Consider the following 23,339-nt stretch of genomic DNA (forward strand, 5'->3'; position numbering starts at 1 on the left):
GCGAACGCGTGGCCGGCCCCGGGCCGGACCGCTTCCTGGCCCCGGACCTGGCCGCCGCGGAGGAGATCATCGCCGCCGGTGCGCTGCGCGCCGCCGTCGAGGGCGTCACCGGCCCGTTGGAGTAATCCGCCCGATTAAACGGGCCGGCGCATCCCGCCGAAGGACGGCACCGGGAAGTAGGTGTCCTCCAGCTTTTGGATCAGCGGCTGGTACACGGCCGGGTTCCACTGCGGACTCGCGTGGGCCGGCCGTGCCCCGGTGGTCACCAGCTCGTTGGTGAGGAAGTTGTCCTTGAAATTCACCAGCCAGCTGCGGCGGGCGGTGCTGTAATTCACCGTCTTGTCCGCCGGATTGCCCATCCAGGCGATCTTCGTTTTCCCCAGCCGCGAGGCGAAGCGCCGGCCCTCGAAGTGGTAGATGTAGGCGGACTCGGACTGGATCAGCGTGCTGGACACGGCCAGCGGGGACAGCTGTTCCATGCTCTGTTCGATTACCGTGCGCCAGCTGCGTTCGTGCTTGTTGACGATCCGCTCCCCCAGCTCGTAGCCGCCGCGCACCACGGAGGGGACCTGGTAGCCGGCCTCGTAGCTGAGGACCACGCCCTCGAACATGGTCCGATCGATCACGTCCAGGCGGCTGTACGGGGTGGAGTCCATCAGGATCAGCTCCACCCCGGTGCCCCCGGCCTGCAGCCTGGCAGCCATTTCCACCGCCACCATCCCGCCGAAGCTGTGCCCGTAGAAATAGAGCCGGTGCAGGTCGTTCTCCTCGATGTGCCGCCGCAGCACGTCCGCCAGGTTCCCCAGGTCCAGTCCCCGGTTCGAATAGCCGGCCACGGCCAGCTGGCCGCGCCGGGTCAGCGCCGGGCGCAGCGAATTCATGATCCACAGCCCCTCTTCCCAGCTGGTCTTGTAGCCGGGGAAGAGCACCCAGCTGCTGCGCGGGAACCGCCGGCGCGCCGCCTCGTCCTCGAGCACCAGGATGCGCGCCTCCGAGCGCTCGGCCTGCAGCCGGCGGGTAGCCAGCAGGTCGGCGCTGGTGGCGAGGGCGAAGGCGGACGCGATGAGGAAGCTGCGCCGGGAGACCCGGTGCAGCCCGCTGGCCAGACGCAGCCGGTGTACGGCCTCTTGATCGGGAAAATCCATGGCGGTACGGCCGGCCCGCACGGGACCGGCCTGCTCGTGCCGGCTAGTCCAGCCCGAGTTCGTCCTTGCCGAAGGCGAACAGGTAGGGCACCCCGGCCTCCTGCTCGATGCGTTCCTTGGCTCCGGTGTCCCGGTCCACGATCACGGCCACCGCCTTGACCTCGCCGCCGGCCTTGCGCACGCCGTCGACGGCGGCCAGCGCCGAACCGCCGGTGGTGGAGGTGTCCTCCAAAACGACCACGGGCCGGCCACTGACGTCCGGGCCTTCGACCTGGCGGCCCATGCCGTACGACTTCTGCGCCTTGCGCACCACAAACGCGTCGACGGCGCGGCCGGCGTCGCCGGCGGCGTGCATCAGCGCGGTGCCCACCGGGTCGGCCCCCATGGTCAGCCCGCCGGCGGACTCAAAGCCGATGCCCGCCTCGTCGAGCATGGCCAGCATGACCTGCCCGACCAGGCGGGAGGCCTCATGGTGCAGGGTGACCCGGCGCAGGTCGATGTAGTAATCCGCTTCGGCACCGCTGGAAAGGATCACCTTCCCGCGCACGACGGCGAGTTCCTTGATCAGTTCAAGCAGGCGGGCACGGGCGGGGGCGGTGTCGAGGACGGTCATGCTCACGATTCTAGTTGGAGCCGTCCCGGGCCGCCTGCCGGCCGGCACCGGCCGGTGGCAGGGCGGGCCGGTCCCGGTCGAGCGGGAGGACGCGGGCATGGACCGGCTCCAGGGCGCCCCGGGGGAGCCGGCCTTCCTCAAGCGGTTCGACTCCGCGCCTCCGGGACCTCCTTCGACGCAGCATCCAGCCAGCGGAAGCCTTGAAACCCGTTGGAAACCGGCCGGTAGTACGCTTAGCCACATGCGTGAACTCCAGGCCACCATTATCGAAGAAATGGGCGTGAAGCCCGAGATCGACCCCGCCGAGGAAATCGCCAAGCGCACCGCGTTCCTCAAGAACTACCTCAAGGCCACCGGCACCAAGGGATTCGTGCTGGGCATCAGCGGCGGGCTGGACTCCACCCTGGCCGGCCGGCTGGCGCAGCTGGCCGTGGAGGAACTGGCGGAGGAAGGCATCGAGGCGGACTTCGTGGCGGTGCGCCTGCCCTACCGGGTCCAGCACGACGAGGCGGACGCCCAGGCCGCGCTGGAGTTCATCCGGCCCAAGAGCACCTGGACGTTCAACATCGCCTCGGCCGTGGACGGCTTCGAGGGCGAGTTCGCGGTGAGCACCGGCAAGGAGCTCTCGGACTTCGGCAAGGGCAACGTCAAGGCCCGCGCCCGGATGACCGCCCAGTACGCCCTCGCCGGGGAACACAACTACCTGGTGATCGGCACCGATCACGGCGCCGAATCCGTCACCGGGTTCTTCACCAAGTACGGCGACGGCGGGGCGGATGTCCTGCCGCTGTTCGGCCTGAACAAGCGGCAGAACCGCCAGCTGCTGGCCTACCTCGGCGCGCACGACAAGCTGCACCGCAAGATCCCCACCGCAGACCTGCTCGACGACCGGCCCGGGCGCACGGACGAGGACGAGCTGGGGCTGAAGTACGACCAGATCGACGATTACCTGGAGGGGCGCCCGGTGCCGGACCAGGTGGCCGAGGTCATCGAGCAGAAGTACCTGCGCACCCGCCACAAGCGCACCGTTCCGGTCACCCTCTTCGACAAATGGTGGCACTGAAGTTTTCGGTAACGTAGGGACTGTGAAGATTGCTACCTGGAATGTGAACTCCATCCGTGCCCGCGCCGACCGGGTCGAAGCCTGGCTGCAGCGCTCCGACGTGGACGTGCTGGCCATCCAGGAAACCAAGACCAGGGACGAGAACTTTCCCTGGGAGCTCTTCGAAAAGAACGACTACGAGGTGGCGCACTTCGGCCTGAACCAGTGGAACGGCGTCGCCATCGCCTCCCGGGTGGGGCTCGAGGACGTCGAACGCACCTTCGCCGGCCAGCCGGCCTTCGGCAAGAACGGCAAGGACCCGGTCGCGGAGGCACGCGCCATCGGCGCCACCTGCGGCGGGCTGCGGATCTGGAGCCTGTACGTGCCCAACGGCCGCGCCCTGGACGACGAGCACATGCCGTACAAGCTGAAGTGGCTGGACATGCTTAAGGACCAGGCCGTGTCCTGGCTGACCGAAACCCCGCAGGCGCAGATCGCCCTGATGGGCGACTGGAACATTGCGCCGCAGGACGAGGATGTCTGGGACATCGACTACTTCCGGCGCGAGGGCCTCACCCATGTCAGCGAGCCCGAACGGGCGGCCTTCCGCGCCTTCGAAGCGGCAGGCTTCGCCGACGTCGTCCGCGTCCACAACCCCGGTCCCGGCGTCTACACCTACTGGGACTACACCCAGCTGCGCTTCCCGAAGAAGGAGGGCATGCGCATCGACTTCGTGCTGGCCTCCCCCGCGCTGGCTGCCCGGGTCACCGGCGCGGTGATCGACCGGGAGGAACGCAAGGGCAAGGGCGCCTCGGACCACGCACCGGTGATCGTGGAGCTGGACTAGGCCATATGAACGGGGGATTTCCGTACGTCTCCTTCCTGCGGGTGTACGAGCCGCTGGACGCCTTCGACGACCAGCAGCAGCTGCTCATCCTGGCCCAGCGCGGCAGGGGCCGGGAGGCGACGGAGCAGCTGGACCGCAGCAAGGCGCTGCGCCGGATCACCCGCGCGGTCTCGGACCCGTTCCCGCACGACGACGAGGACATTGTCCGTGTGCTGCACTACCCGTCCGCGGAGGGGCTGAGCACGCCGTACTACTGCCCAAACCAGCTCGCGGTCCGCAGCACGCTGGCCGCGGAGTCCCTCTCGCACAGCCTGCGCAACCCGCTGCTGGGGCTGCTGGTCCCCGACGCCGCCCGGGTGGCCCAGCAGGAGCGGCTGGATCCGGACAGCTTCGCCGAGTCTTTGTCCAAGCTGCACACCCGCAGCGCCACCTGGGGCATTCCGTTCGGCTGGTTCGTGCTGTTCCGCGAGGACGACCGCATCGACGTGGTCGAGGACAGCCACCGGATCGAAACGGTGCGGCTGGCCGCGCCGATCTCCCAGTGCATCGACCGGGCCCGCTATGCGGCGGCGTCGCTGGCCATCGCCGCGCCCGGGCTGGACCTGCTCGAGGAACTGACCGAAATCACCGAGTGGCTGGAGACGTTCTCGCTGACCGCCGTCGTGGAGCTGGACTACGGCGAGGTGGCCCAGCTGGTGTTCCCGGACGAGTCCCCCTCCGACGTCCGGGCCGGCATCGAGTGCCTGGTCGAGGGGGACATGACCGGGGCGGCGGCGGCCTACCGGCGGCTGGCCACCCGCTGGATCAAGATCCGCCAGCTGGCCCGGGCCTCATAACGGGGAACGGGGCGTGCCGATCTCCAGTGCACGCGGCCGGGGGCGGCCCAGCCGGGCGCGCGCCCCGGCGCCGATGCTGATCACTACCGGCAGATTGACCCCGACCACCAGGTCCATGGCCTCCACCAGGTCCATGACGTCCCGGGCCACGGTCTGCGGGGAGACGCCCTGGCGCAGCAACACGCGCAGGTGCAGTCCCGGAACGCCCCGGTATTCGTAGGCGGCGACCGTGGCGTGCAGGATGTCCGGGCGTTCCTGCAGCGCCGCCCTGAGCGCCTGCTCGGCCGCGGCGGCGCTGAGCGAAACCACACCGGGTACGCCGCCGTCGTAATCAACTGCCAGGGTGCTCACGCGGCCGCGCCCCTGCTGGGCCGCCCAGGCCAGCAGCAGCAGGATGACCGCCGCCAGCAGCACGGCGGCCACGCTCCACAGCCAGCTCTCCGGCTGGCCGGGCAGCGTGGTCGCCGCCAGCAGCTGTTCGAGCCGGATCCCGGCGTCGGCAGTGGCGCGCTGCCACCAGCGCGCCAGCGGCTCAACCGCCACCAGTGCCACGGCCAGCGCGCCGAGGAGCATCAGGACCAGCCCGAACACGGCCAGGACCACGTGGTTGAGGGTACGCGGTGTCTGGTTCACTGCCCCACCACCCCGGAGGAGGAAACCTTCACGCGCACCGGCGGCACCGGGTCGATCCCGGTGCGCAGCAGTTCGTCCTCCACCGCCGCCTGGATGGCCTGCCCGCTGACCGGCCTGCCGGAGGTGGGCCGCACCTGCACCTGCACCATGGTGCGGGAGATGATGACCAGGACCTGTTCCCGGGTCACGTTCGCTGCCATCCGGGCCCGCCTGGCCAAGGCGGCGGCGATCACCTCGTCGTCCACCACCACCACCCCGCGGCGGCTCGGGAGCAGGTGGCGGTGCAGGCGGCCGGGCAGCACACCCTGCAGGAAGAAGTACAGCCCGGCCAGCAGGAGCAGGATCCCGGAGGTGGCCAGGATCAGCGGGCTGACATTGCCCGGCAGCCGGTGCAGCCAGCCGGCAAAGCCCTTCGGATCCAGCAGCCAGGGCGGCTGGCCGATGGCCGCGAGCACCACTTCCAGCAGGACATACAGGCAGAGAACGGCCAGGGCGAACGCGGCGATGAGGGAGGCGGCGGCCCGCGAGCTGTGCAACTCGCGCCGGGCCAGGCGCCGGCGGAAATCGTCCGGCGGTTCGGGCCGGCCGGTGCCGGCGGCGCTGTCCCTGAGCTGTGTCACCGCACCCGGCCTCCGGCCTCGATCCGCACGCCGGTGATCCGGATGTCCACCCGGCTCAGGACCGAACCGCTGATCCGTGCGATCCGGTCCAGGATTTCACCCTTGGCCGCCAGCGCCCGGTCCCGGACCGTCCCGTTGAATCCGGCCACCAGCCGCGGGTCCGCCAGGACGCGGTTCAGGGACGGGATCCCGATGGGCAGCGACAGGGCCAGGGCCAGCGAACCGTTGTCGTCCCGCCAGACGGCACGGACCAGCGCCGGGGAGACGCCGAGCACCTCGGCGGCCACGCCCTGGGCGGTGGTGGTCAGCGCCTGCGTGCTCACGCGGGTATGGCCGGCCAGGACCTGGCCGTCGGCGGGCTCGGCGTTCATGACGACGAACGCCGCCCGGTCAGCGCATCGCGGATGCCCCGCAGGTCCAGCTTGCCTTCGGCCGCCCGGCCGCACAGGGCCCCGGCGGCCAGGAAAATGACCATGATCAGGAAGCCCCAGAACCGGTACGTCAGCGCCGTCCAAGCCAGGACCGCGCCGACAGCCATCCCCACTACCGTGTAGCTCATCCTTGCCTCGCTTCCGTGCCCTGTGCAGCGCTCCTGCCGGCGCCCTGTCTCACGGCGCCGGTGCCCGGGCCGGTTTCTCCGCCGCCCGGGCCTCGGCCAGGCCCGGCAGATGGACATCGTTGATCTCCACGTTGACCTCGATGACCTCCAGGCCCACCAGTTCCTGGACGGCGCGGTAGACGGCGGCGCGCACCCGCGCGGCCAGCTCCTGCAGCGGTTCGCCGTAGACGGCCACGAGGGTGATGTCCACGGCCACCTGGGTTTGGCCGACCTCCACGTGCACGCCCTGGCCCAGGTCGCTGCCGCCCACCGCGTCCCGCAGGGCACTCAGGGCCCGGCCCGTGCCGGAGCCGAGCGCGACGACGCCGTGCACGGAGCGGGCCGCAATCGCGGCCACCTTGGCCACGGCGGTCTCGGCGATGACGGTGCGGCCGGGGGCCTGCACCGCACCCGGTCCAGCTGCTTCTTCCATCTCAGCCCCCGTATTGGTGCCTCGCATCAGGTTTCTGGTGTCAGCCTAGCTCAGGTTGCGCAATTCGCCGCCAGCCAGTTCCGGATGGGCTGCACCGCCTCGTGGAGGGCCTCCTCGTCGAACTCCTCGTCGTCGTTGTTCTCGGCCAGCACCTCTTCGAGGTGGGCAAAGTCGTCTTCGAGCGCCTTGGGAACCTGGTCGCGGGCCTTGGCCACCTGGGCCTCGAGATCCGCCAGTTCCTCTTCGTCCACGTCGGTCAGGAAGCTCAGCGGGGCCAGCAGGAGGACGGCCACATTGGCCGCCACCGCCAGGCAGGCCTCCCGCTTGCCGGCGTAGCTGCCCCACCGGGCGCTCCGGTGGCCGGAGCTGACCGGCGGGGACGAGACGTCCGGCTCCTGCGCGCCGGGCCGGAGACCGGGCGGGGAGTCCGGCGGCCGGGTTGCCGACGGAGCGGTTGTGGGCGCCGGGCCGGCGCCCGGTCCGGGACCGGCCGGCACGCTGCAGGAGGCAAGCATCAGGACCACCGCTGCGGATACGGCGGCAACCCGCAAATAGACGCGCACCGCACTCCCTTCGACTATCCCCGCCGACCCTGGCCCGAGAGTTTCTTCCAGCGTATACCTGCTGGTCAGGGGCAGATAGGCAAAAAGCGGGGAAACGGCAGGAAACACAGGGCAATCCCGGCAAAGTCCCAGCCGGCTCCCAGCTGGGACGGAGGGCGCCGGTGCCCTTACCTGTAGGCGACGCGTTCGACCCTGAGGACGGAGGCGTCGCTGACGACCGTGACCCTGAGCCACTCGTTTACCGAGGACCCGCCCTGGACCGTGATCCGGGACAGGTTGGGCACGGCGTCGGCGAGCCCGTAGAAGGAAAGCCACTTTGGCGTGGCCAACGGGCGGTCGCTGCGGAAGGTGTGCGAGTCTCCGTTGAACAGGTAGACGGGCCGGCCGAAGGAGGCGCTCTCGGCGGCAAGGGCCCGCACAATCGGCAGGTAGCCCGCCCGGTAAGCCGATCCCCTGCCGCTGAACATATCTGCCTGGGTCAGCAGCACCACGGCCCGGGAATTGTTGGTTCTGGCCTGGGCAAAGGCGCTGCGGATCAGGGCGATGCCGGCACGGTTCCGGGCGTCCACTTCCGCGCGCTGTTCCGGGGTCGGAGCAGACAGGCCCAGCCCGACCCACGGTCTCAGGTCATTGCTGGATCCGACCACATGCACGGCCCCGATGGTGATGCCCGCGCGGTCCAGCAGGACATTTTCCGGGTATCCGGGCTGGGACGTGACCGCGGCGGGGTTTCTTCCGAGGGTCCGGCCCGGCCGGGGAAAGAAGATCCGGCGCACGGCGGCCAGCCGGTCCAGCGGGTTGGCGGCCCCCGATCTGGCCTGGTGGCAGTCGGCCCATTCGTTGTCCCCGGGGGTATAGACCAGGGGATCGGCGAACTGGTCCAGGCTGGATTTGATCCTGCCATAGTAGGAGTCGGAGCAGTCGACGGGGGCGCTGATGTCGCCCAGATGGGACGCCAGCTGCACCCGGGGGTCGGCATTGATCTGGCTTATGCGCTCCAAAAACGCCCTGAGCTGGGCGGAACCGTAGGGCATGTCGCCGATCACGGCGAAACCGAACGGGGCCGGCGGCGCTGCGCCGGCAGGCGGCGCCGGCCCTGCAGCGAGCGCCAGGCAAAATGCAAGGATGGCCATTCCGCGGCGTTTCATCTGTCCTCCTGCATGCCGGTGCCGGCACGATCGGCAACGGTCCCGCCAGGCCCGGGCGGCCGACACCACTACGGGCACCCCCGAACGCTATACCGCGGCTGCCGCCCCTGTCCACGGCCCGTGGCACATCGTCCCGGCGCCCGGGCGCCGGGAAAGATAGCAAATAACCTGCCGTCTTCGGCCGACACGGTTCCCTGATCCAACTGGGCCAATTGCCGCTGCCGCCACGAACGCACGGAACTGTGCCGGCCCGGGCCCTGCCGCCGCGGCCGGGAACTCAGCCGGCCAACTCCTGCACCAGCGCCTGGACGCGCTTTTTGATCTCGTCCCGGACACCGCGCACCATGCCCAGCTCCTGTCCGGCCGGGTCGTCGAGGACCCAGTCCTCATAGCGTTTGCCGGGGAAGACCGGGCAGGTGTCGCCGCAGCCCATGGTGATGACGACGTCGGATTCCTGCACGGCCCCGGCGGTGAGGATCTTCGGGACCGCGCCGCTGATGTCGATGCCCTCCTCGGCCATGGCCTGCACGGCCACCGGGTTGACCTTCCCGCCGGGTTCGGAGCCGGCCGACAGTACGGTGACGCGGTCGCCGGCCAGGTGCTTCAGGTAGCCGGCGGCCATCTGGGAGCGGCCGGCGTTGTGGACGCAGACGAAGAGAACGGTGGGCCGGCCGGTCATCGGGTGTGTCCTTCGGTGGTGTTTTCGGTGGTGATGTCGGCGGCCACCTGTTCGGCGCGGGGGTAGAGCAGGCGGATGAGCACGGCGGCGAGGACGCCGCCCAGGACCTGCATGGCGAGGAAGGGCAGGACCGAGGCCGGGGCGATGCCCGCGAAGGTATCGGAGAACATGCGCGCCACGGTCACGGCCGGGTTGGCGAAGCTCGTGGAGCTGGTGAACCAGTAGGCGGCGGTGATGTAGCCGCCGACCGCCACGGCGATCATGTCCTTGCGTCCGGAGCGGGCCGTCCCGAAGATCACCAGCAGCAGCCCGGCGGTGGCCACCACCTCGGCCAGCCACAGTCCGGCCCCGGTGCGCTGATGGGTCGAAATGCCGACGGCGGGCAGGTCGAACATCAGGTTGGCCAGCACGGTACCCAGTATCCCCCCGGCCGCCTGGGCGCCAACCAGCACCCCGGCTTCGCGCCAGCCGATGACGCCCAGCCAGCGCTCGGCAAGGGTGACCACCGGGTTGAACGCGGCGGAGACCGGCTGCAGGGCGATGATCAGGGCCGTCAGGACGGCACCGGTGGCCAGGGCGTTCTCCAGCAGCTGCAGGCCCACATCGTCCGGGGACAGCCGGGAGGCGGCGATGCCCGAGCCGACCACGGTGGCCACCAGCAGGGCGGTCCCGACCAATTCGGCCAGGGCCCGCCGGGTAAGGCCGTTCATGCGCCCGCGCTGGAGATCAGCTTGCCCAGCGAGTCCAGCACCTCGGCCCGGACCTTGTAGTAGACCCAGACGCCGCGCTTGCTGCGCTCGAGCAGCCCGCCCTGGTGGAGCACCTTCAGGTGGTGGCTGATGGTCGGCTGGGACAGGTCGAAGGCTTCGTTCAGGTCGCACACGCAGGCTTCCCCGCCTTCGTGGGAGGCCACGAGGGAGAGCAGCTGCAGCCGGACCGGGTCCGCCAGGGCCTTCAGCAGCGCGGCCACCCGCGCGGCCTGGTCGGCGGTCATCGGCTCCCGGGCCAGGGGGGAGCAGCAGGCCACCGTCTCGACCGGGGTCAGTTCAAGTACAGATTTCGACACACGTAAATATTGACAGATCCCAATGTATGGTGGCAATCTCCAAGACATAGACAACCATCTATCTATAGGAGTCCGCCATGTCCCGCCTGCAGCTCGCCCTCAACGTTGACGACCTCGATGAGTCGGTCGCGTTCTACTCCCGGCTGTTCGGCACCGAGCCGGCCAAGCGCCGCCCCGGCTACGCCAATTTCGCCGTGGCCGAGCCGCCGCTGAAGCTCGTGCTCATCGAAAACCCTGGCAAGGGCGGATCGCTCAACCACCTGGGCGTGGAGGTCCAGGACACCGACGCCGTCGATGCCGAGCAGACCCGGCTCGCAGCGCACGGTTTCGCCACCACGGACGAGCGGGAGAGCACCTGCTGCTACGCGAAGCAGGACAAGTTCTGGGTCCGGAACACCCCGGACGGCGAGCAGTGGGAGATCTACACGGTTCTGGCCGACAGCCCCGCCTTCGCCGCCAACACCCCGCGGGGCGAAGCCACGGGATGCTGCACCGCCGGGGCAGCAGACGCCCCGGGGACAGCCAACCCCTGCTGTTAACCCGCACCTGCCGGGAAAGCCAGGACCCGGCCAATCGAGCAGGCCCCGGGAAAAGAAAAACCCCGGAACGTCCTTGAGTTCCAGGGGCTTTTACTATTCAGGAGTGGTGGCTCCGACCGGCGTCGATCCGGTGACCTTTCGATTTTCAGTCGAACGCTCTACCAACTGAGCTACAGAGCCGTGGGAACATCTGACGATGATCACCGTTGGTTCTCCGGAGGGCATCCGGAGAACCACAGCGACCCTGACGGGACTTGAACCCGCGACCTCCGCCGTGACAGGGCGGCGCGCTAACCAACTGCGCTACAGGGCCTTGCTTTGCACGAGAACCCATCCTATCAGGCTTTTCGGGAGCTTTTGACCACTCCGTTCCCGCCCGGGGATAGGTTCCCCTGCGTACCCCCAACGGGATTCGAACCCGTGCCGCCGCCGTGAAAGGGCGGTGTCCTAGGCCGCTAGACGATGGGGGCCTTGTTCGCTTCGGGTTGTCTCCGCTGCGGACTCATAAAACTATAGGGCCTGATCCGGGAAATTCCAAAATCGGCCGCGGGCGCCCGTTTCCCGCCGGATTTTGCCGGCTGCCGGGGCACTCCTTCGACCGGCCCGCCGGCTTCTTCCGGCATCCCGGACCTCCAGCCGCCGCTCGCCGGCCCTTCCCGGCACGGGAAGATCTCGGCAGGCTGGCCGAGTCCGCAGCCCGGTAGAGTCGGATACGTGCCGATGGAGATGTCCCTGCAGGACTTCGAGGATGCGGTCAATGAAGCGATTGACCGCATCCCGGACGAGCTTGCCCGCGAAATGGCCGCAATGGCGAACGTCGCCGTCGTCATCGATGACGAATACAGACCGCGGCCCGGGGACGAGCCGGGCCTGGAACTGCTGGGACTGTACGAGGGGACCCCGCTGACCGAGCGCGGTGCCTGGTGGGACGCCGGCTCCCTGCCGGACCGGATCAGCATTTTCCGCGGCCCGATCCTGCGCGCCTGCGGCAGCCGCGAGGAAGTGGTCCACGAGATCAAGGTCACGGTCATCCACGAAGTGGCCCATTATTTCGGCATTGACGACCGGCGGCTGCACGAACTGGGGTGGGATTGAGCATGGGACGCGAGCACGGCCACAGCCACGGCCTTCCCGCAGGCGCCAGCGCCACCGGCAGGCACCGCCGCAAGCTGATCTGGGTGGTCGGCATCACGCTGGCCGTGGTGGTCATCCAGGTGGCCGGCGCCTTCCTGTCCGGCTCGCTTGCGCTGCTTGCCGACGCCGGCCATATGCTTTCCGACGCCGCGGGGGTCTCCATCGCGCTGCTTGCGGCCTGGATCGGCACCCGGCCGGCGTCGGCCAGGCGCACCTACGGCTACCAGCGGGCCGAGATGCTGGCAGCCCTGGCCAACGCCGTGCTGCTGGTGGTGATCTCGGTGGTCATTTTCCTGGAGGCCCTGCGCCGTTTCGACGCCATCCCGGAAATCCAGACCGGAACCATGCTCCTGACCGCCGTGCTGGGCGCGGCCGCCAACCTGGTCTGCCTGCTGGTCCTGCACGGCGGCCACACCGAGAGCCTCAACGTCCGCGGCGCCTACCTGGAAGTGCTGGGGGACCTGCTCGGCTCGCTGGCGGTGATCGCCGCCGCGGTGGTCATTGCCCTGACCGGCTTCCGCCAGGCGGACGCCATCGCCTCCATCCTGATCGCCCTGATGATCCTGCCGCGGGCCTGGAGCCTGCTGCGCGATGTGGTGAACGTCCTGCTCGAAGCCAGCCCGAAGGACGTGGACGTGGACTCCGTGCGCGAGCACATCCTCGCCGCCGAGGGTGTGGTGGATGTGCACGATATCCACATTTGGACCATCACCTCCGGCGTGCCGGTCTTCTCAGCCCATGTGGTGGTTCGGGACGAGGTGCTCAGCGCGGACGGGCTGGACCTGGTCCTGGACCGGCTGAGCGACTGCCTGGGCGACCATTTCGACACCGAGCATTGCACGTTCCAGCTGGAGCCGGCCTCGCATGCCGTCCACGAGGTTCGCCACCACGACTAAGGCACCACGCCCAAGGACCAAGGCACTGCCACAGGTTGAGGCCCGCGCCTCCGCTCTATATTGCCTGCCTGCCATCCGGTAGCCTTGCGCTACCGTGTTGGAGACAAGGTGGCCACGCTGATGAGGACTCGCTTCATTGGACGGATGGGAGCAGCCGCTCTCGGCCTGCTGGCCTTGGCTTTCGGCTCGTTGCTGCTCAGCGGCTACGGGACGTGGCCATTCCCCCCGCCGCCAAGCCCTTTCAGCCTCAGCTACGAGGAATTGTCCCACTGCGGCAGGGAGCGATCCCTGCTCGTCGTCGACGATGAATCCGTCAAAGCCACCTACGAGTTGAAGACCACTGCCGGGGACCCCCTGGTCGCCGCAGTCACGTCCGGCAGATTCCGGGAGACCCCCGAGGCTTTCGCCTCCTCCGTCTTCGGCTCCCTGGCTGCGACCCAAGGCCAGGACCAGTATCTTGTGCTCCACTGGAAGGCACCCACCGTTAAGCGGACCGGCGATCAAAACGCCGTCGTCTCCGTCAGTGCCCGGAGCGGGCGCACCAGCGGATCCGTTCAGCTGCAGCTGTCCTGGAGGAATCGTTGGCCCGAATGCACCGACGACCGCCCACCGACGGTCACGGCGTCAACCGCGAAGACTATCGCGGCCGTCGACCCGCCTTCGGGAATTTACAAGCAGAGCGACAATACCGTCAGCCTGAATGCGCCGGAGAAACTCACACTCGTATTCGGCATCAACAAACCTGTTGATCCGCTGGAGGAATGGGATCTGCCCGCCGACGTGAGGGAGATGCTGGACACCGTTTGGCGGCAGGCCCTGTTGTTCGGCCCCTGGATAATCGCGTTCGTATGGTTTCGCCGCAAGACGGCGTCCCATGCGTGGTGGCCTCCTGCACCAGAGAGGACCCAGTACGTTGCCAGGCACCTGCTGGCTGGTGCCTTGGTCACCGTTGGCGCGATGGTGCTCAATTGGCTGTCCTCCCGGATTCAGAAACTCCTGCCCGCCGAAAGCAGCCTTGACAGCATCTGGCTGCCCGACGGCCTCCCGACGACCGTCGCCGCGATTGTCGGATTGCTCTTTCTGTGGTCGGCGACGTTCCGCCCGGATCTGCAACGGAAGGGGGGTTTTTGGCGGAGGTTTTGGTACGCCCTCGTCTTCCTCGCGGCGCTCCTGGCGGCAGGGCTGGCGTTCTCATCCCCGCCGGACCCGTTCACGCGGACACCGCCCGAAGCCATCAGGCACGGAGCGGCTGCCGCAGGCCTGATCCTGACCGTTGCCGGAGCCGTGACCTTGTCGCGGCAAACCAACCCCGGGCGCGGCCGCCTCCTGGACGGCTTGTGCACTGCAGGGCTCGTAATCGCCGTGGCGCTGGCTTCAACGACCTATTCGGTGGTCTCCCAGGCCGTCAGCGCCCTCCTGACAGCCCCCGTCATCATTGGCTTCGCAGCAGTCCTCCTGTGGGCCTGCTTTACCTCGGCCCATGCAAGGCAGACCTGGCCCGGATACCGGCCCCGCTGGATACTGCCGGCAATCATTGTTCTTGCAGCATCCTTCGCGCTGTCGGCCGAAGTGTCCAAGTATGCCCTCTTCCCGGTCAGCCCGTACGATGCAGTGCGCTTGTCGTTTGCCGCGGAACCGTTCCTACGTGTCGGGCTCATCTTCGCCACGCTTTCGGTCCTGTGGGTCCACGCACGTTCGTCGTCCGCCAAGGATTTCCACCGGACATTCACCGTAGGTTGTGTCGCCCTCCTGCTCCTGCGCCCCGAGATAACGCTCATAGGGCTGCCGCTGTCCTTCGCCGTCGGCCTGCTCCTGACCGCGTGGGTCCTGGTGGAGCGATCCCCGGTGATTACGGGCCGCAACCTCCGGGGTAACACGGGCTCGCAGACTCAGGCTGCAATTGCCGTCCTGGCTCATCAGCGCGCTGCCAGGACCGCACGGGAGGTGAGGCATGCCCTGCGCAAACGCCTGCACTCCGCAGAACTGCCGCCGGACAAGGCCGGCGACATTGCCCGGACCGTCCAGGATGCCCTGGCAGAAACCCGGCAGGACCGACAACGGCCGCGGACGCACGATGCCCTGGGCTGGGCGGGAACGGCGGATCCCTGGCGGCGGGGCGTTCTCGGGGCGGCGGCCAGCACCGTCGTCGGCATCGTCTTTTCGATTCCGCTGCTCGCCCAGTCCCTCTCCGAGTTCGATCTCCGCGGCTCGGGCCCTGCCGTGGCCCTGTTGAACACTCTGCTGGCATTCCGGTTCCCGCTGTATGGCTTTGTTTTCGGCTATTTCCTGCCGTACGTCAGGGGCGGATCGGGCTTCGCGAAGGCAGCCCGGCTCTTCGTGGTCCTGAGCGTCTCCGAATCGATCGCGATTCTGCTTCCCTACAACCCGAACACCGACATTCGCGGTGCGCTCGCGGTCCTGCTGGTACAGACAGCTATGCTGTGCGCGGTGCTGGGCATCGGTGCAGACCTGCTGTCGCTGCGGCTTGCGCGTGGAGGAGTGGAGGACCTGGCGGACCTGTACAACATGAACCGGGTGAGCCTGTGGGCTTCCGGCCTGGCGGCCAGCGCCGTAACGGCATTGGTGACGGGCCTCTTGGGTGCCGCCCTCACCGCGGCTGCAGCCAGCCTGCTGCCGCCGGCCCCGCCGCCCGTCGTGCAGCCGCAGTCGCCCCCGGACACGGAAGCCAACAGGGCCGACGGTTAGCGTTCAGCGATCCCCAACCCATGCACGCTCAGCACGAGGACGCCTGGCGACTCTCTTGCCTCGCCCCGAGCAGCGGTCAGGACTCCTCGGGCATGGGGCCGAAGTTCTTGCGGTCCTCCAGGCGCGGGTCCTGGGTGTCCGGAACCACCATCACCGGGCCCTTGGCATGATGCAGCACGCCCTGGCTGGTGGAGCCGAGCAGCATGCCGGCGAAGCCGCCGCGGCCCCGGGTTCCGATCACCAGCAGCCAGGCCGTGCGGGTGGCGTCGATCAGCAGTTCGATGGGCGACCCTTCCAGCACTTCACCGCTGATCGGCACGTTCGGGAAGTGGCTCCTGAGCCAGGCCACGCCCGCATCCAGCTGCTCCTTAATGTCCGCATACAGCGCATCCCGGTCCAGCGGGGCCGGCACCCAGGCCAGCGAGCCGGTAAACGGCGGCAGCGCGCAGACCACCTTCAGCGGATAGCCCCAGCGTTCGGCCTCCTCGGCGGCCACCAGCATGGCCGACCGGGCCTGCTCCGAGCCGTCCACGCCCACCAGCACGGTCTTCTCCACGCCTTCCGGGCCCACCGGGGCCTGCTTGCTGCGCGGGACTTCCAGGTCCGTCTGGCCAAGCCGCGGCGCGCAGGCCAGCGGAACCGTCACGGTGGGGCACTTGGCGTGCGCGGGCACCGCGCTGCTGACCGAGCCAAGCAGCCGGCCCACGAAGCCGCCCCGGCCGCGGGTGCCCACCACCAGCAGCTCCGCTTCCTCGGACAGATCCAGCAGCACCCCGGCGGCATCCCCGGTTTCGACGGAAGGGTGGACTTCGACGTCGGAATCCGCCAGCCGCGCCACCGCCTGCTCCAGGACGGCCTCGGCCCCTTCGCGGATCACCTGGTCGTCGAGGGTGGCGTAGCCGGCGTCCATGCTGGAGGCCGCAAAGACCGGAACGGTGTAGGCGGTGATTACGTGCAGCGGCGTCCGGCGCTGCTGCGCTTCCTGCGCGGCCCAACTCAGGGCGCACAAGCTCTGGTCCGATCCGTCAACGCCGACCACGATGCCGTGCCGGCGGGCGCCCCCGGCTGATGCTTCTGTCATGGCTGATGCCTCCCTTGAGCTGCGTTGAGCTGCGGTGCCGGACCTCGCCGGTAACCTCAGAATACTCCGCTGATAAGGTCTTTTGCCCGTCTTCCCCGCCGTCCTGCAGGTCTGCGGGCTTCGAGGACGCGCAGGCCGGGCACCGGCGGCCTGCCTTGCCGTCCCCGGTCCCTAACCCTGGCCGCCGTTGCCGAGGCGCCGCCTGGCGGTGACGGCGATGACGACGCCAAGCACCACCAGCACGGCACCCATGCCGATCACGCTCCACGGCACCGCCGGCTCATCCGGGGCCGCGGCAGCAGGGGACCCGGTGGCGGTATCGATCGGTTCCGGCCGGCCCACCGAAGGCTCCGGCGACGCGGCGGCCTGTCCCCCGCCGGCCACGGTGAAGCTCAGCTTGCCGTCGATCGCATGCGAATCCGAGGACACCACGCGCCACAGGACGCTGTATTTGCCCGCCGGGGCACCGGGCTTGATGCGCTGGGTGGCGGTCCGGTCCACGATCTGCACGCTGCCGTCCGCCCAGTCCGTCCCGGCGCTGTCCTGGATCCTGACCACCGACCCGAGTGCGATCGGCACATTGCTGAAGTTGAGCACCAGTTCGGAGGGCATCGCCTTCAGGGCCGCGCCGTCCGCGGGCGTGCTGGAAACCAGTTCGTCATGGGCCTGGGCGGCGCCGGACGGGACCAGGACGGCGGCCGCGGCGAGCAGTGCCGCGGCGGCGAACCTGACGAAGACGGCCAGGCGGCGCAAAGGCTGTTTCACCCCTACAGCCTACGACAACCCGCTAGGATGCACTGGAATCCCCCACACCGGAACCTTCTTTGGAGGACAGCCCCATGCCCGAAAAGGCAGCCACACTTGCCCAGCGCGGCGGAGTGCTCGGCAAAATCGACCACTACTTCGAAATCACCAAGCGGGGGTCCAGCTACTCCCGCGAAATCCGCGGCGGATTGGCCACCTTCTTCGCGATGAGCTACATCGTGGTGCTCAACCCCCTGATCCTCAGCGGCGCCGATGCCAGCGGCGCCGAACTCGGCGGCGCCCGGGTGGCGGCCGCGACGGCCCTGGTGGCCGGCGTGCTGACCATCGTCATGGGCGCCTGGGCCCGCTATCCGTTTGCCCTGGCCACCGGGCTGGGCGTCAACGCCTTCCTCGCCGTCACCGTGGCCAGCAACCCGGACCTGTCCTGGCCGGACGCGATGGGCCTGGTGGTCCTCTCCGGGGCAACCATGCTGATCCTGGTCCTCACCGGTTTCCGCACGGCCGTCTTCCGCGCCGTGCCGGCCAGCCTCAAGACCGCCATCGTGGTGGGCATCGGCATGTTCATCGCCCTGATCGGCCTGGTCAATGCCGGCTTCGTCCGCCGCATTCCGGACATTGCCGGCACCACGGTCCCGGTGGGCCTGGGCTTCGGAGGCAAGTTGACCGGCTGGCCGACGCTGGTCTTTATCTTCGGCCTGATCCTGACCATCGCCCTGGTGGTGCGCCGGGTCAAGGGTGCCATCCTGATCGGCATCGTGGCCGCCACGGTGCTGGCGCTGATTGTCGAGGCCCTCGCCAGGCCCGGCTCCCAAGGCGCCGGCCAGCCCGGGGGCTGGTCGCTGGTCACGCCGAGCCTGCCGGCCTGGGGCGCCCCCGACCTGAGCCTGCTCGGCCAGGTCAATGTCGTCGGAGCCTTCAGCCACCTGGGCGTCATGGGCGCGTCGCTGCTGGCGTTCGCCATCCTGCTGAGCATCTTCTTCGACGCCATGGGCACCATGGTGGGGCTGGCCAACGAGGCGGGCCTGACGGACGAGGACGGCAACATCCCGCACGTGGACCGCGTCCTGCTGGTCGACGCCGCAGGGGCCATTGCCGGCGGGGCCGCCTCGGTATCCTCCAACCAGATCTTTGTCGAGTCCGGGGCAGGCATCGGCGAGGGGGCCCGCACCGGCCTGGCCAGCATCGTGACGGGCCTGCTGCTCATTGTGGCCATGTTCTTCACGCCGCTGATCTACCTGGTGCCGTTCGAGGCCGTGGCCCCGGCCCTCGTCGTCGTCGGCTTCATGATGGCGGCCCAGGTGGGCAGGATCGACTGGACGGACTGGGGGCTGGCCATCCCGGCCTTCCTGACCTTCACGCTCATGCCGTTCACGTACTCGATCGCCAACGGCCTGGGGGCCGGCTTCATCGCCTATGTGCTGATCCGCACCGTCCAGGGCCGGGTCCGGGACATCCATCCGCTGATGTGGGCCGTCGCCGCCGCCTTCGTCATCTTCTTTGGCATCGGGCCGATCGAGCAGATCCTCGGCCTGTCCTGACGACGGCCCCGGCGGGCGTCCCCAGCACACCAGCGCGCACGGGCGGCCGCGTCCAGCCGGTCCAGCCCGTGTAGCGAGCTGCCCCTGCCTCCCGGGCGCAGTGTGCGGCGACGCCACCCGGTGGCCCGGCCGGATGCGCTCCGGCAGCCTTCGGTGGCGGCGGTGGTGAGCGCGCTGCGGGACGGAACCCGGGAATGAAGCCCGCGCTGCCGGGCCGGCGGACGGAGCGGGGTGAAAGGATTAAAAGCCGGGATGCCGGGCGCCTGGCCTAACTTGGGGGGATTAGGCCTGCAGCACCCGGCATCCGGCCGCCGGACCGGGTCCGGCTGAGCAGCCCGCGAATTCGCTCCAGCCACCATCCATAGTGTTGAAGCTCGTTGTTCGCCGGACTGCCTCCGCAGCTGGTTTGGCGACACAGCTGCGGGCCTATACAGCCACTTGCTGACTGTTCGTTCTAAATCATACAAAGAAATTACCGGCGAGTCACAAGCGGCAGTTGATGGCGAGGAAACATTTGTAGCCAAAGCCGGATTCGCCGCTATGATGGCGCTGACCTGCGGAAAAACCGCTACCCTCCGGCGGTGTCCAGCAGGGTCGGGGCACCGGCGGAAAACTTCGCCGCCTCCGCGGGGCCCAGGAAACGGGCCGGGACGGCGCCGCCGAGCAGCGTCCTCGCCAGCTGCGGATCCTCCCCGAGCGGCTGGTCCGATCCGGCGATCACCACGTTCCCGAAGCGCCGGCCCTTGAGCATCGGCGGATCGGCAATCACGGCCACCTGCTCGAACGCCGCGCCGATGGTGGCCACCTCCCGCCTGGCCTCCTCCAACCGGGGCGAATCCCCGCAGTTGACCACGTAGATGCCACCGGGCGCCAGCACCCGACGGGCGGCTTGGGTGAACTCCAGGGTGGTCAGTGCCCGCGGAGTCCGGCTGCCGGCGAACACATCGCGGATGATCAGGTCCCGGCTGTGCCCGGTGAGGGATTCGGTCACCGCCCGGGCCTCGCCCACCCGGATGCGCACCAGCGGGGCCCGCGGGATGTCGAACCAGCTGCGCACCAGTTCGGCCAGCTTCGCGTCGATTTCGACCACGACCTGCCGCGCCTGCGGGTAGCGTGCGGCCAGATAGCGCGCCATCGAACAGGCCCCGCCGCCCAGGTGCAGGACACGCAGCGGCCGGTGCGCCGCCGGGCCCGGCGGCCAGCGCGATTCGATCAGGGCCGCCATCCAGCGCATGTACTCGAAATCCAGCATCAGCGGCTCGCCAAGAACCACATGCGAGGACTGCACGCCATTGATCTTCAGCAGCCATGCCCCCGCGGTATCCGGGTCCCGGACCAGTTCCGCGGTGCCGGAGGAGATGGGGTAGATCCCTTCCACCGGGCCGGCCGCAGGTTCCCCCGCCTCACCGGCGCCCGGCTTCCGCCGTCCCATCAGGCATCACCGGGTCCGGGGCAAACGCAGGTGCCGGCAGCGGCTGGAGGAGCGGGCATAGGGACGATGGTAGGCCCCTGCACCGGGATGCTCCGAATCCGCCGGCGGTACCGGCTACCTGACCACGGCGAAGGCGAAGCCGTCCCAGCCCTTGGACCCCACCGTCTGCACCGCCGTCGCCTCGAGCCGGTCATCGGAGCCCAGCAGCGCCAGCGCGTCCCGGGTGCCGGCGATGGCCGCCGCCTCCGGATCTTCGGCCGGCCGGTCCGCCTCCAGCACGCTGCCGCCGCGGACCACGTTGTCCACGATGATCACCGTGCCCGGCCGCGCCAGCTTCAGCGCCCACTCGACGTAGTTCCGGTTGTTTTCCTTATCCGCATCGATGAAGACCAGGTCGAACGGCCCGGCCTCTTCGGCTTCCAGCCGCGGCAGCGTCTCCAGCGCGGCTCCTACCCGGATGCTGACCTTGTCTGCGACGCCGGCCCGCTCCAGGTTTTCCCTGGCCACCTCGGCATGGTGCGGCTCGTACTCGCAGGTGACCACCTCGCCGTCGTCCGGCAGCGCCCGGGCCAGCCAGGTGGTGCTGTAGCCGCCGAGGGTGCCGATCTCCAACACCCGGCGGGCACCGACCAGGCGGGCAACGAGCATCAGCAGCTTGCCCTGCGGCGCGGAAACCTCGATGGCCGGCAGGCCGGCCGCGTGTGCCGCCTGCCGGCCATCGGCCAGCGCGGCGTCCTCGCCCACCAGGGTCTCGGTCAGGTACCGGTCGACGTCGGCCCAGCGGGCATCGTGCCGGTGGGCGGTGCCGGGCGCCGGTTCATAGCTGCCGCCGTCATAGGCCCCGCCCGGGGGCACCTGCTCGGTGCCGCCGCCGTGCTCAGGCGCCGGCACGGCGGACGTCCTTCAGCGCGGCCTCGAGCCGCTCCACCTTGCCGTCGAGCTCGCCGTAGTAGCCGGGGCGGATATCGGCCTTGAGCACCAGCGATACCCGGGAACCGAACCGCCCCACCGCCTCGGTGGCCCGCTTGACCACGTCCATGACCTCATCCCATTCACCCTCGATGGTGGTGAACATGGCGTCGGTGTGGTTGGGCAGCCCGGACGCGCGGACGATTTTCACGGCCTCGGCCACGGCGTCGTGCACGGACGCATCATGCGGGGGCGGGCCGACGATGGGGACGCCGGAGGGCGCGACAGAGAAGGCTACAAGCATGGCTTCAGTCTGGCACAGCCCCGGGCCGGGGCAACAGGGGAACCACCGCACACCTGCCCGGCACGGTCCGGACTTTATCACTGCCCGTGGGCCCGGGGTCCCGGCCGGCCGGCGGGAGGTCTTGCGTGACCGGCTCCTGGGCCAGGAAGCAGTCGGGGATCGTGCGCGCCCCCTGGCCGTCCCCGCCACGCCCTCCCTCACGGCCCCGGGGTAGTTCAGCTTCGGCCCGCGGGACTGGCGCCGCCGGGGCAGGTCCGCGGCCCCGGCACTCATGGGCTTTTCCTGTTCCCGGGCCGTCAGGCGCATGTGGCCAGGGCACGAGCGGCCCGTTAGGGGCAGAAATCGGCAGGGTTTCACGCCGGCTTGACCGCGTGGGGCGGGGCGGCGCATAAGCTGTGAACGGCCCGGCAGCCCGGCCGGCGCCGTCCCCGCCGTCATCATGCGAAGGAATCCCTTGGTCCGAGGTAAGCACCACCCGCCCCGCCCGAAGCCCGCCGGCAGCGAAGGCATGCTCATCGCCGGCGACCTGAAGAAGGAGCGGGGGTGGACGGATACCCAGATCAGGACGTTCCTGCCCGAGCCGGACAAGCTGGCCCGCAACCCACGCAACCGCAAGGCCGCCCCGATGAAGCTCTACGCCCTGGAGCGCGTGCTGCGGATCGAGGCGTCCGAGGAGTACCGGCAGGCCCGGGAGGCCTCCCGGAACCGGCAGCTGGCCGCCCGGGAGCGGGCCCTGGCCAGGAAGAAGGAGGCCGTCGCCGCCGCCGAGGCCCTGCCGCTGCGGATCGACCCGGAACCGTGGCCGCTGGTGCGGCAGCAGGCCATCGAGCACTTCAACCGGCGGCTGCGGCGCGGGCAGTCCCCGGCCAGCCTGAACACGGTGAAGCACCGGCTGGACCGGCTGACCGTGAACTACCTGCGGCACCGGCAGACCTCGTACGAGAGCGAGCTGAAGGCGTTCAAGGGCGTCGTCGGCGTGGGCGAGGCGTACCTGGTGGTCCGGCGGCGGATCCTGGACCTGATCGCCGAGACCTACCCGATGCTGGCGGAGGAGTGCGAACGGCAGAAGTTCGAGGAAGCCGAGCTGCCCGAGGGCGTGACGCTGTAGCCGAAGGCCGCCTAGACTGCCGCTGGAGGCAACCGCTCGGGACGGGGAACCATGCTGGAAGTCGTGAACATCAGGCCGACCAAGGGCTCCGGCACCGCGCTGATCATCCGCGGCGTGCTGGCGATCCTCTTCGGCGTCATGGTGATTGCCTGGCCGCAGGCCACCGTGCTGGTGCTGGTCGTCCTCTTCGGCGTCTTCGCCATCGCCGACGGAATCACGGCCATCATCCACTGGGCTGCCCAGCGGCGGGGCGGGCGGCGCCTGGGCTGGCTGCTGGCCGGCGGCATCGTCTCGGTCCTGGCCGGGATCGTCGCCCTGGCCTGGCCGGGCCCGACGGCGCTGGCGGTCAGCTTCATCATCGGGGTGTGGGCGCTGCTGCTCGGAATCAGCCAGATCGTGCTGTCCGTCGCGGTGCGCCGGGTGGTGCCGTCCTGGTGGCTGGGGCTGCTGGCCGGCATCCTCGCCGTGCTCATCGGCCTGCTGCTGGTCATCGTGCCCGGCGCCGGGATCCTCGGGTTCCTGGGCTTCCTGGCCGCCTTCGCCTGGCTGTTCGGCGTCGTGCTGATCGCCGCCGGCATCCGCACCCGGCAGCTGGCCAAACGCCTGGGCTGAGTCCGGCTCCCCCACGCCGCTGGCCGAGGGGGGCCGCCGCCATCGTGACCTGGTGGCGGGGACGGCGCAGGCTGCCCGAGCCCCCGGCGGCG

27 protein-coding genes and 3 tRNA genes are annotated in these 23,339 nt (G+C 69.4%); 10 read left to right on the top strand and 20 right to left on the bottom strand.

What is annotated here, in order from left to right:
- Nucleotides 1–134 precede the first annotated feature (134 nt).
- Both ACFQ36_RS09385 and pyrE read right to left on the bottom strand, forming a co-directional pair.
- The gene (locus ACFQ36_RS09385) at nucleotides 135–1,166 is read right to left on the bottom strand and encodes a thioesterase domain-containing protein (RefSeq protein WP_377012912.1); all 1,032 of its coding nucleotides are present in this window, start codon (nucleotides 1,164–1,166) and stop codon (nucleotides 135–137) included.
- Nucleotides 1,167–1,188: 22 nt separating this feature from the next.
- Nucleotides 1,189–1,758: an orotate phosphoribosyltransferase gene (pyrE, locus tag ACFQ36_RS09390; protein WP_377012914.1), complete on the bottom strand. Its 570-nt coding sequence runs from the start codon at nucleotides 1,756–1,758 to the stop codon at nucleotides 1,189–1,191.
- Between the two features lie 241 nt (nucleotides 1,759–1,999).
- On the opposite strand from pyrE, the gene nadE reads away from it, so the two are divergent.
- From nadE to ACFQ36_RS09405, 3 genes are read left to right on the top strand one after another with little or no spacing between them, the layout of a single operon-like run.
- Nucleotides 2,000–2,821 carry an ammonia-dependent NAD(+) synthetase gene (gene nadE / locus ACFQ36_RS09395; protein WP_377012916.1) on the top strand — a complete coding sequence of 274 codons (822 nt, stop codon included), beginning with the start codon at nucleotides 2,000–2,002 and terminating at the stop codon, nucleotides 2,819–2,821.
- A gap of 22 nt (nucleotides 2,822–2,843) precedes the next feature.
- A complete protein-coding gene (locus tag ACFQ36_RS09400; protein WP_377012918.1) occupies nucleotides 2,844–3,647 on the top strand; it encodes an exodeoxyribonuclease III in 804 nt (267 codons plus the stop codon).
- Between the two features lie 5 nt (nucleotides 3,648–3,652).
- Nucleotides 3,653–4,483: a hypothetical protein gene (locus tag ACFQ36_RS09405; protein WP_377012920.1), complete on the top strand. Its 831-nt coding sequence runs from the start codon at nucleotides 3,653–3,655 to the stop codon at nucleotides 4,481–4,483.
- On the opposite strand, the gene ACFQ36_RS09410 is transcribed toward ACFQ36_RS09405, so the two are convergent.
- From ACFQ36_RS09410 to ACFQ36_RS09455, 10 genes are all read right to left on the bottom strand, one after another.
- A complete protein-coding gene (locus ACFQ36_RS09410; protein WP_377012921.1) occupies nucleotides 4,478–5,116 on the bottom strand; it encodes a hypothetical protein in 639 nt (212 codons plus the stop codon). The two genes, ACFQ36_RS09405 and ACFQ36_RS09410, sit on opposite strands and share 6 nt — an antisense overlap.
- Nucleotides 5,113–5,736 carry a hypothetical protein gene (locus ACFQ36_RS09415; RefSeq protein WP_377012924.1) on the bottom strand — a complete coding sequence of 208 codons (624 nt, stop codon included), beginning with the start codon at nucleotides 5,734–5,736 and terminating at the stop codon, nucleotides 5,113–5,115. Before ACFQ36_RS09415 ends, ACFQ36_RS09410 begins: the two co-directional genes overlap by 4 nt.
- Nucleotides 5,733–6,107: a hypothetical protein gene (locus ACFQ36_RS09420; RefSeq protein ID WP_377012926.1), complete on the bottom strand. Its 375-nt coding sequence runs from the start codon at nucleotides 6,105–6,107 to the stop codon at nucleotides 5,733–5,735. Before ACFQ36_RS09420 ends, ACFQ36_RS09415 begins: the two co-directional genes overlap by 4 nt.
- Nucleotides 6,104–6,295 carry a hypothetical protein gene (locus ACFQ36_RS09425; RefSeq protein ID WP_377012928.1) on the bottom strand — a complete coding sequence of 64 codons (192 nt, stop codon included), beginning with the start codon at nucleotides 6,293–6,295 and terminating at the stop codon, nucleotides 6,104–6,106. Before ACFQ36_RS09425 ends, ACFQ36_RS09420 begins: the two co-directional genes overlap by 4 nt.
- Nucleotides 6,296–6,344: 49 nt before the next feature.
- Nucleotides 6,345–6,767, bottom strand: coding sequence for an Asp23/Gls24 family envelope stress response protein (locus ACFQ36_RS09430; RefSeq protein ID WP_377012930.1), 423 nt, complete (start codon nucleotides 6,765–6,767; stop codon nucleotides 6,345–6,347).
- 50 nt (nucleotides 6,768–6,817) lie between these two features.
- Nucleotides 6,818–7,330 carry a hypothetical protein gene (locus ACFQ36_RS09435; protein ID WP_377012932.1) on the bottom strand — a complete coding sequence of 171 codons (513 nt, stop codon included), beginning with the start codon at nucleotides 7,328–7,330 and terminating at the stop codon, nucleotides 6,818–6,820.
- Nucleotides 7,331–7,497: 167 nt separating this feature from the next.
- On the bottom strand, nucleotides 7,498–8,478 hold the full coding sequence (locus tag ACFQ36_RS09440; RefSeq protein ID WP_377012934.1) for a hypothetical protein: 981 nt from the start codon (nucleotides 8,476–8,478) through the stop codon (nucleotides 7,498–7,500).
- 277 nt (nucleotides 8,479–8,755) lie between these two features.
- Nucleotides 8,756–9,157: an arsenate reductase ArsC gene (locus ACFQ36_RS09445; RefSeq protein WP_377012937.1), complete on the bottom strand. Its 402-nt coding sequence runs from the start codon at nucleotides 9,155–9,157 to the stop codon at nucleotides 8,756–8,758.
- A complete protein-coding gene (locus ACFQ36_RS09450; protein ID WP_377012940.1) occupies nucleotides 9,154–9,867 on the bottom strand; it encodes an aquaporin in 714 nt (237 codons plus the stop codon). Before ACFQ36_RS09450 ends, ACFQ36_RS09445 begins: the two co-directional genes overlap by 4 nt.
- Nucleotides 9,864–10,151 carry an ArsR/SmtB family transcription factor gene (locus ACFQ36_RS09455; protein WP_377012963.1) on the bottom strand — a complete coding sequence of 96 codons (288 nt, stop codon included), beginning with the start codon at nucleotides 10,149–10,151 and terminating at the stop codon, nucleotides 9,864–9,866. Before ACFQ36_RS09455 ends, ACFQ36_RS09450 begins: the two co-directional genes overlap by 4 nt.
- 149 nt (nucleotides 10,152–10,300) lie before the next feature.
- On the opposite strand from ACFQ36_RS09455, the gene ACFQ36_RS09460 reads away from it, so the two are divergent.
- Nucleotides 10,301–10,762 (top strand): ArsI/CadI family heavy metal resistance metalloenzyme, encoded by a 462-nt coding sequence (locus ACFQ36_RS09460; protein ID WP_377012942.1) that lies wholly within the window; start codon nucleotides 10,301–10,303, stop codon nucleotides 10,760–10,762.
- Between the two features lie 104 nt (nucleotides 10,763–10,866).
- Here ACFQ36_RS09460 and ACFQ36_RS09465 read toward each other — a convergent pair.
- From ACFQ36_RS09465 to ACFQ36_RS09475, 3 genes are all read right to left on the bottom strand, one after another.
- Nucleotides 10,867–10,942: transfer RNA gene (locus tag ACFQ36_RS09465), tRNA-Phe, on the bottom strand.
- A gap of 59 nt (nucleotides 10,943–11,001) precedes the next feature.
- Nucleotides 11,002–11,075: transfer RNA gene (locus tag ACFQ36_RS09470), tRNA-Asp, on the bottom strand.
- An 84-nt stretch (nucleotides 11,076–11,159) separates the two neighbouring features.
- A tRNA-Glu gene (locus tag ACFQ36_RS09475) sits at nucleotides 11,160–11,232 on the bottom strand.
- Between the two features lie 256 nt (nucleotides 11,233–11,488).
- On the opposite strand from ACFQ36_RS09475, the gene ACFQ36_RS09480 reads away from it, so the two are divergent.
- The 3 genes from ACFQ36_RS09480 (at nucleotide 11,489) to ACFQ36_RS09490 (ending at nucleotide 15,498) form a co-directional block, all read left to right on the top strand.
- Nucleotides 11,489–11,857 carry a metallopeptidase family protein gene (locus ACFQ36_RS09480; RefSeq protein WP_377012965.1) on the top strand — a complete coding sequence of 123 codons (369 nt, stop codon included), beginning with the start codon at nucleotides 11,489–11,491 and terminating at the stop codon, nucleotides 11,855–11,857.
- A gap of 2 nt (nucleotides 11,858–11,859) precedes the next feature.
- Nucleotides 11,860–12,792 (top strand): cation diffusion facilitator family transporter, encoded by a 933-nt coding sequence (locus ACFQ36_RS09485; RefSeq protein ID WP_377012944.1) that lies wholly within the window; start codon nucleotides 11,860–11,862, stop codon nucleotides 12,790–12,792.
- A gap of 189 nt (nucleotides 12,793–12,981) precedes the next feature.
- Complete coding sequence (locus ACFQ36_RS09490; protein ID WP_377012946.1) at nucleotides 12,982–15,498, top strand: hypothetical protein; 2,517 nt, start codon at nucleotides 12,982–12,984, stop codon at nucleotides 15,496–15,498.
- A gap of 76 nt (nucleotides 15,499–15,574) precedes the next feature.
- Here the strand turns inward: ACFQ36_RS09490 and ACFQ36_RS09495 are convergent, their stop codons facing one another.
- Entirely contained in the window at nucleotides 15,575–16,579 is a 1,005-nt protein-coding gene (locus ACFQ36_RS09495) for a universal stress protein (protein ID WP_377012948.1), read from the bottom strand.
- A 171-nt stretch (nucleotides 16,580–16,750) separates the two neighbouring features.
- Nucleotides 16,751–17,344 (bottom strand): copper resistance protein CopC, encoded by a 594-nt coding sequence (locus ACFQ36_RS09500; protein WP_377012950.1) that lies wholly within the window; start codon nucleotides 17,342–17,344, stop codon nucleotides 16,751–16,753.
- Nucleotides 17,345–17,418: 74 nt separating this feature from the next.
- Here ACFQ36_RS09500 and ACFQ36_RS09505 point away from each other — a divergent pair, with 74 nt between their 5' ends.
- Nucleotides 17,419–18,882 carry an NCS2 family permease gene (locus ACFQ36_RS09505; RefSeq protein WP_377012953.1) on the top strand — a complete coding sequence of 488 codons (1,464 nt, stop codon included), beginning with the start codon at nucleotides 17,419–17,421 and terminating at the stop codon, nucleotides 18,880–18,882.
- A gap of 568 nt (nucleotides 18,883–19,450) precedes the next feature.
- On the opposite strand, the gene ACFQ36_RS09510 is transcribed toward ACFQ36_RS09505, so the two are convergent.
- From ACFQ36_RS09510 to ACFQ36_RS09520, 3 genes are all read right to left on the bottom strand, one after another.
- Nucleotides 19,451–20,314 (bottom strand): spermidine synthase, encoded by an 864-nt coding sequence (locus ACFQ36_RS09510; RefSeq protein ID WP_377012955.1) that lies wholly within the window; start codon nucleotides 20,312–20,314, stop codon nucleotides 19,451–19,453.
- Between the two features lie 114 nt (nucleotides 20,315–20,428).
- On the bottom strand, nucleotides 20,429–21,073 hold the full coding sequence (locus ACFQ36_RS09515; RefSeq protein ID WP_377012967.1) for an O-methyltransferase: 645 nt from the start codon (nucleotides 21,071–21,073) through the stop codon (nucleotides 20,429–20,431).
- A 118-nt stretch (nucleotides 21,074–21,191) separates the two neighbouring features.
- Entirely contained in the window at nucleotides 21,192–21,527 is a 336-nt protein-coding gene (locus ACFQ36_RS09520; protein ID WP_377012957.1) for an MTH1187 family thiamine-binding protein, read from the bottom strand.
- A 454-nt stretch (nucleotides 21,528–21,981) separates the two neighbouring features.
- Here ACFQ36_RS09520 and ACFQ36_RS09525 point away from each other — a divergent pair, with 454 nt between their 5' ends.
- Nucleotides 21,982–22,635: a hypothetical protein gene (locus ACFQ36_RS09525; RefSeq protein WP_377012959.1), complete on the top strand. Its 654-nt coding sequence runs from the start codon at nucleotides 21,982–21,984 to the stop codon at nucleotides 22,633–22,635.
- Nucleotides 22,636–22,686: 51 nt separating this feature from the next.
- A complete protein-coding gene (locus ACFQ36_RS09530) occupies nucleotides 22,687–23,247 on the top strand; it encodes an HdeD family acid-resistance protein (protein WP_377012961.1) in 561 nt (186 codons plus the stop codon).
- Nucleotides 23,248–23,339 lie beyond the last annotated feature (92 nt).

The organism is Arthrobacter sp. GCM10027362 (assembly GCF_042679445.1).
GTDB lineage: Bacteria > Actinomycetota > Actinomycetes > Actinomycetales > Micrococcaceae > Crystallibacter.